Below are 13,423 nucleotides of genomic sequence, written 5' to 3' on the forward strand. Positions count from 1 at the left end.
TTCTCCTCAGAGCCCATAAGCTTCTATCGCTGTCTTCGCCAGGATCTGTTCCTGTTCGTCCGGCGAGAGTTTAGCGATCGCACGTCTCACGAGCTCAATCCATGCTGTGTAGTCTGACGCCAGATTGAGTACAGGCCAGTCGGAACCAAACATGAGCCGCTCTGCGCCGAAGGCGGAAAGCACAGTCTCCATGTAAGGCCATAGCTGTTGCTCGCTCCACGAACTCCAGTCCGCCTCCGTCGTCATGCCGGAGAGCTTGCAATAAACGTTCTCGCGCCGGGCAAGCTCACGCAGGTTCGATCTCCACGGCTCCATCGCCTGTTCGCGGATCAGGGGCTTGGCGATGTGGTCGAGGATGAAGATCTGCTTGGGATGCCGATCTACGAACTCGATCGTCTGGAGCAGGTGCCGCTCAAAGACCAGCAGGTCATATCTCAGATCGAACTGCTGCAAGCAGGCGATGCCGCGATTGAAGTCGTTGCGCAGCATGTAGCGATCGTCCGCCTCGTCCTGCAGGATGTGGCGTAGCCCCTTCAACTTCGGATGCCGCGCAATTTCTTCAAGACAGGCTTCGATCTTTGGCTCTACCAGCGGCGCCCAACCCACTACGCCACGGATACGTTGACTATCCTTCGCCAGCGAAAGCATCCACTCGGTCTCCGCAAGCGTTTGCTGTGCCTGGACGACAACAGTTCCGGTAACACCAGCCGCGGTCGTAATCGCCTCAAGCTCGGGAAGGAGGTAATCGTGACGGAGAACCTCCATCTTGTCCGACATCCAGGGATAGTCCTCAGGGGAATACTTCCAGAGATGATGATGTGCGTCGATACATTCCATTGGCTTCAGTGATTCTCCAGTCGCCCTCCCATCATGACTGACAGAAAACCTGCACCGCAAGTTTCATCCAGTAGTGCGCAAAAATGCCATGAAAGACGCAAAGGTTCGAGATGAACCCTCACGTCTTTCATGGCTCCATGCTTGCAGCCTATAGCAGCAGTAGTACCGGTAAGTTTAGTTGGGCATTAGAACGGTATCGACAACATGGATCACGCCGTTCGATTGGAATACATCGGCGATGGTCACCGTCGATGTGCCACCCTTTTCATCTGTCAGGATGATCTTCCCGCTCTGCATCGTTGCTGTCAGGCTGCCACCCTGAACAGTCTTCAGGACAGCCTTGCCGCCACCCTCCTTGATCTGCTTCTTCAGGTCCTTTGCGGTCACCTTGCCGGAGACTACGTGATAGGTGAGAACCTTCACCAGCGTGTCCTTGTTCTCAGGCTTCAGCAAGGTATCGACAGTGCCGGCAGGCAACTTGTCAAAGGCTGCATTGGTTGGGGCAAAGACGGTGAAGGGGCCAGGGCCCTCCAATGTATCTACCAGCCCGGCTGCCTTGACGGCTGCGACGAGCGTCGTGTGGTCTTTGGAGTTTACGGCGTTTTCGACGATGTTCTTCGTGGGATACATCGCTGCTCCGCCTACATCCGGGTCTTTCTGCGCATGGGCTGCGATGCCGGAGAGCGCGAGTATTGCCGTCAGAACCATTACAGGAAACTTCTTCATAGATGTCCTATCCATTGCTGAGTTTTACTTCATTAGCAAAACGGCGCCCAGGGATGGATGGATTCATGGAGGCGGAATAATGCCTCCCCAAAAATATATTTAGAAATTTTCGCAATCCTTCCAATCCAAACTTTCCTGTACTGCGTTCCTCCATCGTGACAGTTCTGATTTAGTCAGCACTGGTCTTGCAAATAACGACAAAGATCCCATGCAGAGGCCACCACTCTGCACGACATACTTACCTGCGCTCTGACTGGTTTCGGCTGCACGCCTTTTCCTGGCAACTCTTCGTTTCGCCGGGCTGAACAAACGTCTACTTCCGCACGTGTGCTCGCTCACTACAGGCGAATGGCATGGCAAGCATCTATCAACGCACCTCAGGAGATGTACTGTGAAGACACTCGATTCAATTGTTGATAAAGCTCTCTCTCGGCGATCGTTTCTCGCAGGCGCTGGAGCCGTGGCCGCTACTACAGCGGTGGTCGGCTGCGGCGGCAATGGCAATAACATGCCCCCCGTCACTACACCGCCGCCTACAGGTGGCAGCCCAACCTTTACCGACACGGACGTTCTAAACTTCGCTCTCAACCTTGAATATCTTGAGGCACAGTTTTACCTCTATGCCGCAACTGGCGCAGGGCTTCAGAGCTCCGATACAACTCCAGGTTCCGCTGCCCCCTCACAGACTGCGGGTAAGGTCACCGTGGGCAGTGCTGCCGCGGTCCCAGGACTTACGCCCGCGCAGCAGGAGATCCTGAACGAGATCGCCTACGAGGAGCAGACTCACGTCCAATTCCTTCGCAAGGCACTCGGTTCGGCTGCGGTTGGCATGCCTGACATCGATCTCTCCTTCTTCGGACCTCTCGCGGTCGCAGCCGGCATCACTACGGCAGCCACTGGCGCAGGTGCGTTCAATCCGTTCTCCAGCTTTGACTATTTCCTCGTCGGCTCCTTCATCTTCGAGGACGTAGGAGTCACAGCCTACTCCGGCGCCGCTCCTCTGATCACTGCTGCAGGTGTAACAGCCGGTTACCTCACCGCTGCCGCAGGCATTCTCGCCGTCGAGGCCTACCACGCTGGCTACGTCCGCACATCACTCACTGGACGCGCCATCGCCGCCGGTTCCGAGGCTGCCTACCCGTACCTGGCCGCTGCCAACAAAGTAGCGGCTCTGCGAGCGACACTCACCGTCGGCAACAGCAATGCGCCTTCGACGAGCGGCTCAGTCGAGACGCTGCTCACCTTGCCCACCAGCCTGACCATGCCAAGTGCCATCGTTGCCGCCGATCCTGGCAATGCCGTTGGCTTCTCGCGCAGTGTGGATCAGGTTCTGCACATCGTCTACGGTTCGCCGATGGTCGGCGTCAAGAGCGGCGGTTTCTTCCCCAGCGGCGTCAACAGCGTCTTCGCCACCACCACAGCCTAAGCGGCAACATCACTCAAAGGACGGTAAATTCCATGGCAAATCAAGAGACTCAACTTCTGGATGAGATCATCGTCACGAGCCGGCGCAAGATGCTGTCGCTCGGGGCCGCGTCGCTCGCCGGCCTGGTTCTGAGCGCAAGCGCGCCCGAGGCCAAGGCGGCAACGGCGGCCTACTCGGACACGGACATTCTCAACTTCGCCCTCAACCTCGAATACCTGGAGGCGAACTTCTACTACCTCGCAGCCTTCGGCACGACCATCGATAAAGCCAACGCAGCCTCGATGGCCGCAGGCGCTCCGCTGATTACGCTGTCGGGCACCGTCGGAACACCCGGCACGGTCTCCGGCGGCAGCCTGGTTCCCTTCACGACCATCCCAGTGGCGTCCTATGCCATCGAGACGGCCGTTGAAGAGGGCAAGCATGTCCAGTTATTGCTCAGCGCGCTTACCACTTCAGCCGTCGCCCAGCCTGCCATTAATCTGGGCACGTCCTTCCAGACCCTCGCCACCGCGGCGAAGATCCCGGGCGGCTCAGCCTTTAGCCCGTATGCCAGCGACGCTGCCTTTCTGATCGGCGCCTACGTCTTCGAGGACGTAGGAGTCACGGCGTACCACGGAGCGGCTTCCCTGCTCACATCATCCAAGAACCTGACGACAGCAGCCGGCATCCTCGCAGTCGAGGCCTATCACGCGGGTCTCGTCCGCACCACCATCAACTATCTCGATCCAGCGGGCACCAGCATCGCCGGCTATACCAACCTGATCTCGACGCTTCGGGCATCGCTCTCCCAGGCCGGTCTGCTCGGCGTCGCACCCAGCGCCTCGCAGTACGACAACAACCCCGACGACTACGGCCTGGCTACCTTCTCGGTCGCACTCGGCGGAGCAGGAAACGTTACGGCAACACGCATCACCGATGCCGACCCGACCGACGTCGTAGCCTTTGCCCGCAACACCACGCAGGTCCTGAACATCGTGACGGGCGGCGGTGCGGTCAACGGAACCACGGTCGTCAGCCCTGCCAAGGGAGTCTTCTTCCCCGCAGGAATGAACGCAGGCCCTAACGGCTTCAAATAGACCGCAAAACGCAGCAAACGAGCCGTCCCTGGCAGAGACGGCTCGTTGCTGCGTTCTATCGCATCCCTTTTGCGAGTGCTCGACCTCCAACCTATGTACTATGGAGGGGCGCTCCGAACCCTTACACTGCCCCTTATTAGATTCCTCGATGATAGAAAAATCCTCCAATCCGATTAGGGCAGCTGAGCGTTCCCTTAATAGCGATTTGGATCGCCTCCAGGCAGCAAATGATGAGTTCCTGCTGGAACGCGTGCGTGCCAATGATCAGAAGGCGATGGCGGACATCTTCGATCGCTATGGAAGCCTGGTGTATTCGGTATCTCTCCGCGTTTTAAAGGATCCGGGCCAGGCTGAAGATGTCATGCAGGAGATCTTCTTCCAGCTTTGGAAGAACCCAAACACTTTTGTCCAGGGCCGCGGTTCGCTGGGTGCGTGGCTCGCCGTTGTCGCGAGAAACCGGGCGATCGACGTTTTGCGGCGCAGAAAACCGACCGACTCCGTAGACGAGGTCGTCCTGGTTTCAAAGACGAACATCTCCTCGGAGATCGAGCGCAACATCATGGTGGAAAAGATTCGCGAACTTATGAAGAGTCTTCCATCCGAGCAGCAGAAGTCAGTAGAACTAGCTTTTTTTGAGGGGTTGAGTCACGCAGAGGTTGCGGCTAAAACGGGCGATCCCCTGGGCACTGTAAAGACGAGAATTAGATTGGCATTAATCAGCTTACGAAAGGCCATCCAGGCATGATGCAAGGCGAACACATCTCGCAGGAGGATCTAGCTCTCTATGCGATGCAGGCTCTCTCTCCGGAGGAAGCCCTGGCAGTCCGCACGCATCTGGCGGAGTGTGCACTTTGCCGCGCCGAGTTGGCTGAGCTCTCCGGCGATCTAGCGCTGGTCGCTCTAAGCGTCGAACAACACCCCATGCCTGAAGGCGCGCGGCAGCGTTTCCTCAACAGGGTCTCCGCAGATTCGGCAGCAACTACGCAGCAGGCGGTAGAACTTCTGGCTGCTCAAGAAGCGCCTCGCAGGGCGACGCGTACGACAGCAATCTGGCTTCCCTGGGCGGCAGTCGCGGCACTGGTCATCGCGGTGGTCTCTCTCAACATGAAGATTGCTTCACTCAAGGAACAACTGAGCGAGCAGTCCAGTACAGCGCTGAAACTGGAAGCCGAATCCTCACACGCGCAACAGGTGCTCGAGGTCTTGACCGCGCCCAAGGCTCAACGCGCAACACTGACTGCCAGCAAGGTTCCTGCTGTTCCTACCGGACGGGCTGTCTATTTAGCAGATCGTGGCGCTTTGGTCCTGCAGGCGAGCAATCTGGAGCATCTGCCGGAAGGTAAGACCTATGAGCTTTGGGTGGTTCCGGCAAACGGTGCCTCGCCCATTCCGGCAGGACTCTTCCGGCCCGACGCCACGGGTTCTGCCAGTCTGGTGTTGCCGCCTTTGCCCAAGGGCATTCCTGCAAAGGCCTTTGCGATCACCATCGAAAGAGCCGAGGGCTCCAGCGTCCCAACGGCTCCGATTATTCTCTCTGGCGCTGCGACAGGGGTTTAGACCGGAAACACAATCGTTAGATCCCTGGTGTGTCCGCTTCTGTCTTTGCCTTTGCTTTTCTGTCTTGTCATTCCCGAAGGGAATCTGCTTCTGCTTTTGTCTTTGCTTTTCTGGCTGTCATTCCGAGCGCAGCGAGCGAACCTGCTGTCTCCCGTTTTCTGCCAGTGCTACCGCAAACGATATGCGCTATCTCACACCGGGCTCTAGCCCCAACTCACCTATTTTTCTGGGGAACACGAGCAAAGAACGGGAGACAGCAGATTCCCTTCGGGAATGACAACCAGAAAAACAAAGCAGCAAGCCATCCCGCCGCTACATCTTGTAACGCCCCATCTCGTCATCATTCAAATTCTCCAGCCAGCGCCGCAGATCCTCCGGCGCCAGCGAAGTCGATCCCCCCGAGGCAAGCCGCGCCTGCTCCAGAAGCTGCTTGCTGACAAAGATAGGGCAGTCGGAGCGCAGAGCCAGCGCAATAGCATCAGAAGGGCGCGCATCCAGCGCAACGACTTCCCCGCCCTGATCCATCCAGATCGTTGCGTGAAAGGTATCCTCGCGCAGCGCCCCGACAACCACACGAGTCACGCGAGCATTCAGCCCGTGGATGATGTTGCGCAGCAGATCATGCGTCATCGGTCGTGGAGTCGTGGCCTTCTCGATCTCAAGAGCGATAGCATTGGCCTCGAACAACCCAACCCAGATCGGGAGCACGACCTCCCCGCTGAGATCGTTGAGCACGACGATGGGCATCTTCGTTGAAGGGTCCATCATGAGCCCGCGAATGCGAACCTCTACATCAGGTTCCGCGGACTCCTGGGGGTTGGACTCGAATTTGAAGCCGGGCAAGTGCATGGGTGCTAGTGTACAACCGGAACGCGTGCGTTCAGAGCCTGTTGGGCGGCCAGTGCCGGAGAGGGTACCGTCGGGACGGAAATCGCCTCACCCACCAGCGAGCTCGGAAAGACCTGGGTGATACGTACGTCAATATAGCTTCCAGACGGCGGAGTGCTATCGCACATGAAGTTAACGGTCTTATTCTGCGTAGAGCGCCCCGTAATCTGCCCCCGTGAGTTGGCGCCGTGCTCCACCATGACCTCGACGGTCTGGTCGAGGTGCCGGCCATAGTTTTCGCGTTGAATCTCGCGTTGGCGGGCGTTGAGGATTGCGAGGCGCGCCACCTTCACGTCCTCGGGGATCGAATCATGCATATGGATCGCCGGGGTGTTCGGGCGCGGCGAGTACTTGAAGCCATAGATGGCGTCGTAGCCAACCGTCTCCAGCAGCGTAATGGTGTCCTCAAAGTCACGGTCGGTCTCTCCGGGAAACCCGACGATGATGTCCGAGGTGAGAGAGATGTCGCGGCGCGCTGCCTTGGTCCAGGCGATGCGCTCCAGGTACCAGTCGCGCGTATAGTCGCGCTGCATGGCCCGCAGAACGTCGGTGGAACCCGATTGCACGGGCAGATGGACGTGGTCGCAGAGCGTAGGCACGGCGTCGATGGCGTCGACGATGTCCTTCGTAAAGTCGCGCGGATGCGAGGTCGTGAAGCGCACGCGCTTGATGCCGTTTACCTCTCCCACTGCTGCCAGAAGCTCGGCAAAGCTGCGTTTGCCGCTGGGATCGAGATAGCTGTTGACGTTCTGGCCGAGCAATTGGATCTCGGTAAAGCCCATCTGCGCGATGCGCTGGGCTTCGGCAAGCACCGAGGCCGAGGTGCGTGAGCGCTCCTTGCCGCGCGTGTACGGCACAACGCAGTAGGAGCAGAACTTGTCGCAGCCTTCGATGATGGTGATATAGCCGCGGTGCGGATTCGTGCGAGAGGTGAACTCGGTGTCGAAGGTCTCGTCAGTCTGGCGGTCGTCGAGCCCGGTAATCCGGGTCTCCCCGGCTTCCAGGCGGGCGAGCATCTCCGGGAGGTTCCGATAGGATGCCGATCCGGCGACCAGCGAGACATAGGGCGCCCGCTCGAAGATCTTGTTGCCCTCCTGCTGGGCCACACAGCCCAGCACGGCAAACTTCTTGCCTTCCCCCTGCATGCGCTTGTACTCATTCAGGCGGTGGAAGACCTTCTGCTCGGCCTTATCGCGGATGGAGCAGGTGTTGTAAAGAATGAGGCCCGCATCGGCCTCATCGACGACCTGGCTGTAGCCTTCGCGCAGCAGCGTGCCAACGACCTTCTCCGAGTCATGCGCGTTCATCTGACAGCCAAAGGTTTCGATATAAAACGTCTTCAAGTGAATTTCCTCTACCGAGCCGCACCATAAGCCCGGTTGCAAATCGCCCTCACCCTAAGGTTTTGTGCCTTCCGGGGAACACTCTTTAGTATAGATGGCATCCCTCCGCTACACTGGGCCTCCATGCTTCTCACGCTCTCCACGACGCACAAACCCGCGACCGATCTCGGCTTCCTGCTGCACAAGAATCCCGCACGTATGCAGACCGAGGAGCTTTCCTTTGGCAAAGCGCACATCTTCTATCCGGAAGCGTCCGAAGAGCTCTGCACCGTCGCCCTGATGCTGGAGGTCGATTCCATCGCGCTTGCCCGGGGGCGACACGGCTCCTCTGGCGACGGTGGACCGCTCCAGCCCTACGTCAACGACCGGCCCTATGCTGCGAACTCCTTTCTCAGCGTCGCGATAGGTCGCATGCTGGCCTCTGCTCTCGGAGGCCGCAGCAAGGACCGCCCTGAGCTCGCCGAAACTGCCATTCCGCTGATCGCGCGCATTCCCTGCGTCGCCGCGCGCGGCGGTGAAGACCTTGTGCGTCGCCTCTTCGAGCCGCTCGGCTATGCTGTGGTTCTCTCCAGTGCCCTGCTTGACGAGCGTTTCCCCGATTGGGGAACCTCCCCGTACGTTTCTCTCGAACTCTCTGCTACGGTGCGCCTCCAGGACCTTCTCACCCATCTGTATGTGCTCATCCCTGTGCTCGACAATGAGAAGCACTACTGGGTGGGCGACGATGAGGTCGAAAAACTGCTCAAACGCGGCGAAGGCTGGCTGCCATCGCACCCGGAGAAGGACCTCATCGTCTCGCGTTACCTCAAGCGCCAGGGCGAGCTTACCCGCGAAGCGCTTGCCCGGCTCATCGCCGAGGACGTTGCCGAGCCTGAAGAGCAGAAAGAACAGGTTCGCGATGAAGAAGAACAGAAGGTAGAGCGGCCCCTCGGCCTGCACGAGCAGCGGATGGGAGCAGTGCTTTCAGTGCTGCGCGGTGTTAGCGCCAAGCGTGTCCTCGACCTGGGGTGTGGCGAAGGCAAGCTGCTGCGTTATCTGCTCGCAGACCAGCAGTTTGAAGCCATTCTGGGCATGGATGTCTCCTGGCGCTCTCTTGAGATTGCCAAAGACAGGCTCAAGCTCGATCAGCTCCCTGAGCGTCAGCGCGCCCGAATCGAACTCGTGCAAGGCTCACTGATGTATCGCGACCAGCGGCTCAATGGCTTTGAGGCGGCTGCGGTCGTCGAGGTGATCGAACATCTTGACGCTCCACGATTGGCCTCCTTTGAGCGCGTTCTCTTCGAGTTCGCGCGGCCGTCACACGCCATCATCACCACCCCAAACTCTGAGTACAACACGGTCTTCGAGACGTTGCCCGCCGGCCAGTTTCGCCATCGCGACCATCGCTTCGAGTGGACGCGCGCCGAGTTTGAGCAATGGGCAGGCGACGTCGCAGCCCGTTTCGGCTATACCGTGCGGTTTCAACCCATCGGTCCCGAAGCCCCTGCCCTTGGCGCACCCACGCAGATGGCGATCTTCTCCCTTTCAGCCCCAACCGATATCCAGACCGAGCCCCAGACGAACGCATGAAGATCACCCTTCCCGAGCTGTCCCTTGTTCTCCTCATCGGTCCTTCCGGCTCCGGCAAATCCTCCTTTGGCCGCAAGCACTTCCTTCCGTCGGAGGTCGTCTCCTCCGACTTTTGCCGCGGACTCGTTTCCAATAACGAAAACGACCAGTCTGCAACGGGCGACGCCTTCGATCTGCTGAACACGATCCTCCGTAAGCGCCTCGCACGCGGCCTCCTTACCGTTGTCGATGCCACCAATGTGCAGCCCGAGGCTCGCAAATCACTCCTCGAACTGGCGCATGAGTTCCACGTTCTGCCCTGCGCTATCGTCTTCGACCTGCCCGAAAAGCTTTGCCATGAGCGCAATGCCCTGCGCCCTGACCGGCAGTTTGGCCCGCATGTCGTGCGTAACCAGTGCCAGCAGTTGCGGCGTTCCCTGCGAGGGCTCGAGCGTGAAGGCATTCGCCATATCTTCAAGCTCTCCACGCTTGAAGAAGTCGATGCTGCCACAATCGAACGTCAACCGCTCTGGAACAATCGCAAATCCGAGCACGGCCCCTTCGATATCATCGGCGACATTCACGGCTGCTTCGACGAGCTCACGGACCTTCTCCATCAGCTTGGTTACTCCGTTGCCCACGAAGAGGGCCGGTACAGCGTGCAATCGCCTGCCGGACGCAAGCTTGTCTTTGTCGGAGACCTCGTAGACCGCGGCCCCGGTACACCCCAGGTTCTGAAACTCGTTTCGAGCCTGGTGCAATCCGGACAGGCGTTCTGTGTTCCCGGCAATCATGACGTGAAACTCATGCGTGCTCTCAAGGGCCGTAGCGTCCAACTCACTCACGGTCTCGCCGAGTCCATGCAGCAACTGGCTGCCGAGCCGGACGCTTTTCGTGCCGAAGTCGTCAAGTTCCTCGACGGCCTTGTAAGCCACTATGTCTTCGATGACGGCAATCTCGTCGTCGCGCACGCCGGACTCAAGGAGTCCATGCAGGGCCGCGGCTCCGGACGAGTCCGCGAGTTCGCGCTCTATGGAGAGACCACCGGCGAGACCGACGAGTTCGGCTTGCCGGTCCGCTACAACTGGGCGGCTGACTATCGCGGTAAGGCGCTCGTGGTCTATGGGCATACGCCGATGCCCGAGCCCCTGTGGCTGAACAACACCGTCAATATCGACACAGGCTGTGTCTTTGGCGGGGAGCTCACGGCTCTGCGCTATCCCGAACGAGAGACCGTCTCCGTTCCCGCGCGCCTGACCTATTACGAATCCAAGCGGCCCTTCCTCGCTAACAAGGCAGAGCGTTCTGTCCAGCAGACGCTGGATGACACCCTCGACCTCTCCGACGTGACCGGCAAACGCCTCGTGGATACGCGCCTGCTTCCGCGCATTACCATCCGCGAAGAGAACGCCATCGCCGCTCTTGAAGTCATGAGCCGTTTTGCCGTCGATCCCAAATGGCTCATCTATCTGCCACCTACGATGTCGCCATCGGAGACCAGCAAGCATCCTCATCTTCTCGAGCACCCTCAGGAGGCCTTTGCCTATTACCGCAGCGAAGGTGTGCCGGAGGTCCTCTGCGAGCAGAAGCATATGGGTTCGCGCGCGATCGTTGTTCTGTGCAAGGCCGAAACCGTCTCGCAAAGCCGGTTTGGAGTTGGGCAGCCTGCCCTCGGCACCGTCTACACACGCACGGGACGCCGTTTCTTCGCGGATGACGCCGTTGAGTCGGCCTTTCTCGTGCGTCTGCGCGATGCTGCTGAGGCCGCAGGTCTGTGGTCGGAGCTTGCCACGGATTGGATCTGTCTCGACTGTGAACTGATGCCCTGGTCTGCCAAGGCGCAGGAGCTCCTGCGCCAGCAGTACGCTCCCGTTGGCTCCTCTGCGCTACAGGCGCTTACCGCCGAGCAACGCATCCTTGCTCAGGCCCGCGAACGTACCGCTGGCCTCGACGAATTGGCCGACCGCACGACGCAGCGGCTCGCTGCTATCGAGAGCTACATCCGCGAATACCGGCAGTACTGCTGGCCGGTAAACTCGCTTGACGACTTTAAGCTTGCGCCGTTCCATCTCCTGGCAAGCGAAGGAGCGGTCCATACCGATAAGCGTCACACCTGGCATATGGAGATGCTGGGGAAACTCTGTGCTGCCGATGCACGTTTATTGCTGGCAACCCCTTTCCAGATCGTCGACCTGAATGACACCGCAAGCTGTGAGGCCGCGATCGCCTGGTGGACGGACATCACGTCTACCGGTCGCGAAGGAATGGTGGTCAAGCCGCTCGACTTCATTGCCAAGGGACGGCGAGGCTTCGCGCAACCGGCGATCAAATGCCGTGGGCCGGAATACCTGCGCATCATCTATGGCCCGGAATACCTGCTCCCGGAAAATCTGGAGCGGCTCAAAGCTCGTAACGTCGGAGCGAAGCGTTCTCTCGCCAGCCGCGAGTTTGCTCTGGGTGTAGAAGCCCTGGAGCGCTTCGTCCGCAAGGAACCCTTACGGCGTACGCATGAGTGCGTCTTCGGTGTCCTGGCGCTGGAGAGCGAACCGGTCGACCCGCGACTCTAAAGTAAATCTCCTCTAGGTGCATGGCGAAGCCACGACACCTATGGCCGTTTCCCAGAAAAACGGTACCGCACGCCCGATTCGATTTCACAGTAACAGGAGATTTGCTCTAGTGCTGCCCGGCATAGATTTCCGGTAACCTTACCGGCCGATCAGGCTCTAACTAAATAATCGTACCGTCCAGTCTCAACCACTAAGGCAAGCCCAAGAGAGGTCCGATGGGCAGCCAACGGTATGTCTATGTAGCAGCACAACGATAGTACGGAGAAAATCATGTTGAATCGCAGGGATTTGGTGAAAACGGGTGGATTAGCCGTGGGGGCGCTTACTCTCGGTGGATTGTCTGCAAAGTCAGCGGGCGCGCAGAGTACACCACCGCCTGTGCAGAGCATTCCAATTGCAGCCAATGGTTTTATCTTTGACGCCATTACGTGCGGACCGGAGAGTGGAGAATTAGTGCTCCACCTGCATGGTTTCCCCGAGTTTAAGGAGTGCTGGATGCCCGTCATTCAGGCCCTCGGTGCTCAAGGGTACTATGCGGTAGCAGTCGATCAGAGGGGATACTCGCCTAAAGCACGTCCAACGAACGCCCAGGACTATGTCATTGCCAACCTTGTCTCGGACGTAGTTGGATTTGGTGCGGCATTGAAGGGCACCGGCACCAGGTTTCATCTCATCGCGCACGATCAGGGGGCTTCCGTCGGCTGGGCATTTGCGGCGGCACACCCGGAGCTGCTTCTTTCTACGACACTCCTCTCCTCGCCTCATGTGAATGCTTTCGTAGCTGCCTACACGCAGCCAGGCAATCCGCAGCAGGCTGCATCGAGCTATATCCCGCAGCTACAAACCAACGGGGTAGCGTTCATGACTCAAAATAACAATGCAAACTTCTACGGTTCCTACGCGGGCGTGGTTCCTGATGCGACTACGTTCGTCAACCAGTTCACCGTGACGGATCCTGGGTCGCTGCAGGCTGCAATCAACTGGTATGTCGTAGAAAATTTCACGGTTGCGAACGAGCCGGTCATCACAACACCGGTCACTTATGTCTGGGGTGCGCTAGATCCATTTCTGCTAAAAGGGGTGGCGGTGAATACTGCGAACTTTGTGACGGGGCCGTATACATTCATTCAACTGCCGAATATAGGGCATTTTATTGCGGACCAGGTGCCTCAGGACGTTGTGACAATCTTCCTGCAGCAGGTGCAGGCGAAACTCACTTAACGGTTTCAGTAGGTAGCGCTTCTATTACAGAGAGCGGTCCGGACAGCCGGACCGGTGTGGTGAGTCTTTATTCATTGAAGAAGGATGGTCTGTTCAGCACAGCGCGAAGCGCGTTCCCTGATGCTTCAGCATCAGGGAGACGGAGGAAGCCGTAGCCTTTAGGCTACGGAAATAGAGGTTGGCAAAGATGTGGCCTTTAGGCCCGGGCCTTCTTTTGGCTGCGAACAAAAGGCC

The 13,423-nt window shown here is 58.7% G+C and carries 11 protein-coding genes; 7 read left to right on the plus strand and 4 right to left on the minus strand.

The window, feature by feature from the left end; genetic code table 11:
• Nucleotides 1–6: 6 nt before the first annotated feature.
• The gene (locus ACIX8_RS12385; RefSeq protein ID WP_014265683.1) at nt 7–837 is read right to left on the minus strand and encodes an amidohydrolase family protein; all 831 of its coding nucleotides are present in this window, start codon (nt 835–837) and stop codon (nt 7–9) included.
• Nucleotides 838–1,011: 174 nt separating this feature from the next.
• On the minus strand, nt 1,012–1,563 hold the full coding sequence (locus ACIX8_RS12390) for a fasciclin domain-containing protein (RefSeq protein ID WP_014265684.1): 552 nt from the start codon (nt 1,561–1,563) through the stop codon (nt 1,012–1,014).
• Nucleotides 1,564–1,954: 391 nt separating this feature from the next.
• Here ACIX8_RS12390 and ACIX8_RS12395 point away from each other — a divergent pair, with 391 nt between their 5' ends.
• The 4 genes from ACIX8_RS12395 (at nt 1,955) to ACIX8_RS12410 (ending at nt 5,622) form a co-directional block, all read left to right on the plus strand.
• Complete coding sequence (locus ACIX8_RS12395) at nt 1,955–2,989, plus strand: ferritin-like domain-containing protein (protein ID WP_014265685.1); 1,035 nt, start codon at nt 1,955–1,957, stop codon at nt 2,987–2,989.
• Nucleotides 2,990–3,021: 32 nt separating this feature from the next.
• Complete coding sequence (locus tag ACIX8_RS12400) at nt 3,022–4,065, plus strand: ferritin-like domain-containing protein (RefSeq protein ID WP_014265686.1); 1,044 nt, start codon at nt 3,022–3,024, stop codon at nt 4,063–4,065.
• 100 nt (nt 4,066–4,165) lie between these two features.
• Entirely contained in the window at nt 4,166–4,810 is a 645-nt protein-coding gene (locus tag ACIX8_RS12405; protein WP_223295528.1) for an RNA polymerase sigma factor, read from the plus strand.
• The gene (locus ACIX8_RS12410; RefSeq protein WP_014265688.1) at nt 4,807–5,622 is read left to right on the plus strand and encodes an anti-sigma factor; all 816 of its coding nucleotides are present in this window, start codon (nt 4,807–4,809) and stop codon (nt 5,620–5,622) included. Before ACIX8_RS12405 ends, ACIX8_RS12410 begins: the two co-directional genes overlap by 4 nt.
• Before the next feature lie 312 nt (nt 5,623–5,934).
• On the opposite strand, the gene ACIX8_RS12415 is transcribed toward ACIX8_RS12410, so the two are convergent.
• Both ACIX8_RS12415 and miaB read right to left on the minus strand, forming a co-directional pair.
• Complete coding sequence (locus tag ACIX8_RS12415) at nt 5,935–6,471, minus strand: bifunctional nuclease family protein (RefSeq protein ID WP_014265689.1); 537 nt, start codon at nt 6,469–6,471, stop codon at nt 5,935–5,937.
• Between the two features lie 5 nt (nt 6,472–6,476).
• Nucleotides 6,477–7,853 (minus strand): tRNA (N6-isopentenyl adenosine(37)-C2)-methylthiotransferase MiaB, encoded by a 1,377-nt coding sequence (gene miaB / locus ACIX8_RS12420; protein WP_223295529.1) that lies wholly within the window; start codon nt 7,851–7,853, stop codon nt 6,477–6,479.
• A gap of 123 nt (nt 7,854–7,976) precedes the next feature.
• Between miaB and ACIX8_RS12425 the strand changes: the two genes are divergently transcribed.
• The 3 genes from ACIX8_RS12425 (at nt 7,977) to ACIX8_RS12435 (ending at nt 13,189) form a co-directional block, all read left to right on the plus strand.
• On the plus strand, nt 7,977–9,422 hold the full coding sequence (locus tag ACIX8_RS12425; RefSeq protein WP_014265691.1) for a 3' terminal RNA ribose 2'-O-methyltransferase Hen1: 1,446 nt from the start codon (nt 7,977–7,979) through the stop codon (nt 9,420–9,422).
• Entirely contained in the window at nt 9,419–11,968 is a 2,550-nt protein-coding gene (locus tag ACIX8_RS12430; RefSeq protein ID WP_014265692.1) for a polynucleotide kinase-phosphatase, read from the plus strand. Before ACIX8_RS12425 ends, ACIX8_RS12430 begins: the two co-directional genes overlap by 4 nt.
• 270 nt (nt 11,969–12,238) lie before the next feature.
• Nucleotides 12,239–13,189 (plus strand): alpha/beta fold hydrolase, encoded by a 951-nt coding sequence (locus ACIX8_RS12435; RefSeq protein WP_014265693.1) that lies wholly within the window; start codon nt 12,239–12,241, stop codon nt 13,187–13,189.
• The last annotated feature ends 234 nt before the right edge of the window (nt 13,190–13,423 follow it).

The sequence above is a fragment of the Granulicella mallensis MP5ACTX8 genome (assembly GCF_000178955.2).
GTDB lineage: Bacteria > Acidobacteriota > Terriglobia > Terriglobales > Acidobacteriaceae > Granulicella > Granulicella mallensis.

Bases quoted from the DNA above. Each gene is read 5' to 3' on its own strand.
- ACIX8_RS12385 (WP_014265683.1), bottom strand. From the start codon at position 837: ATGGAATGTATCGACGCACATCATCATCTCTGGAAGTATTCCCCTGAG.
- ACIX8_RS12390 (WP_014265684.1), bottom strand. From the start codon at position 1,563: ATGAAGAAGTTTCCTGTAATGGTTCTGACGGCAATACTCGCGCTCTCC.
- ACIX8_RS12400 (WP_014265686.1), top strand. From the start codon at position 3,022: ATGGCAAATCAAGAGACTCAACTTCTGGATGAGATCATCGTCACGAGC.
- ACIX8_RS12405 (WP_223295528.1), top strand. From the start codon at position 4,166: ATGGAGGGGCGCTCCGAACCCTTACACTGCCCCTTATTAGATTCCTCG.
- ACIX8_RS12410 (WP_014265688.1), top strand. From the start codon at position 4,807: ATGATGCAAGGCGAACACATCTCGCAGGAGGATCTAGCTCTCTATGCG.
- ACIX8_RS12415 (WP_014265689.1), bottom strand. From the start codon at position 6,471: ATGCACTTGCCCGGCTTCAAATTCGAGTCCAACCCCCAGGAGTCCGCG.
- ACIX8_RS12425 (WP_014265691.1), top strand. From the start codon at position 7,977: ATGCTTCTCACGCTCTCCACGACGCACAAACCCGCGACCGATCTCGGC.
- ACIX8_RS12430 (WP_014265692.1), top strand. From the start codon at position 9,419: ATGAAGATCACCCTTCCCGAGCTGTCCCTTGTTCTCCTCATCGGTCCT.
- ACIX8_RS12435 (WP_014265693.1), top strand. From the start codon at position 12,239: ATGTTGAATCGCAGGGATTTGGTGAAAACGGGTGGATTAGCCGTGGGG.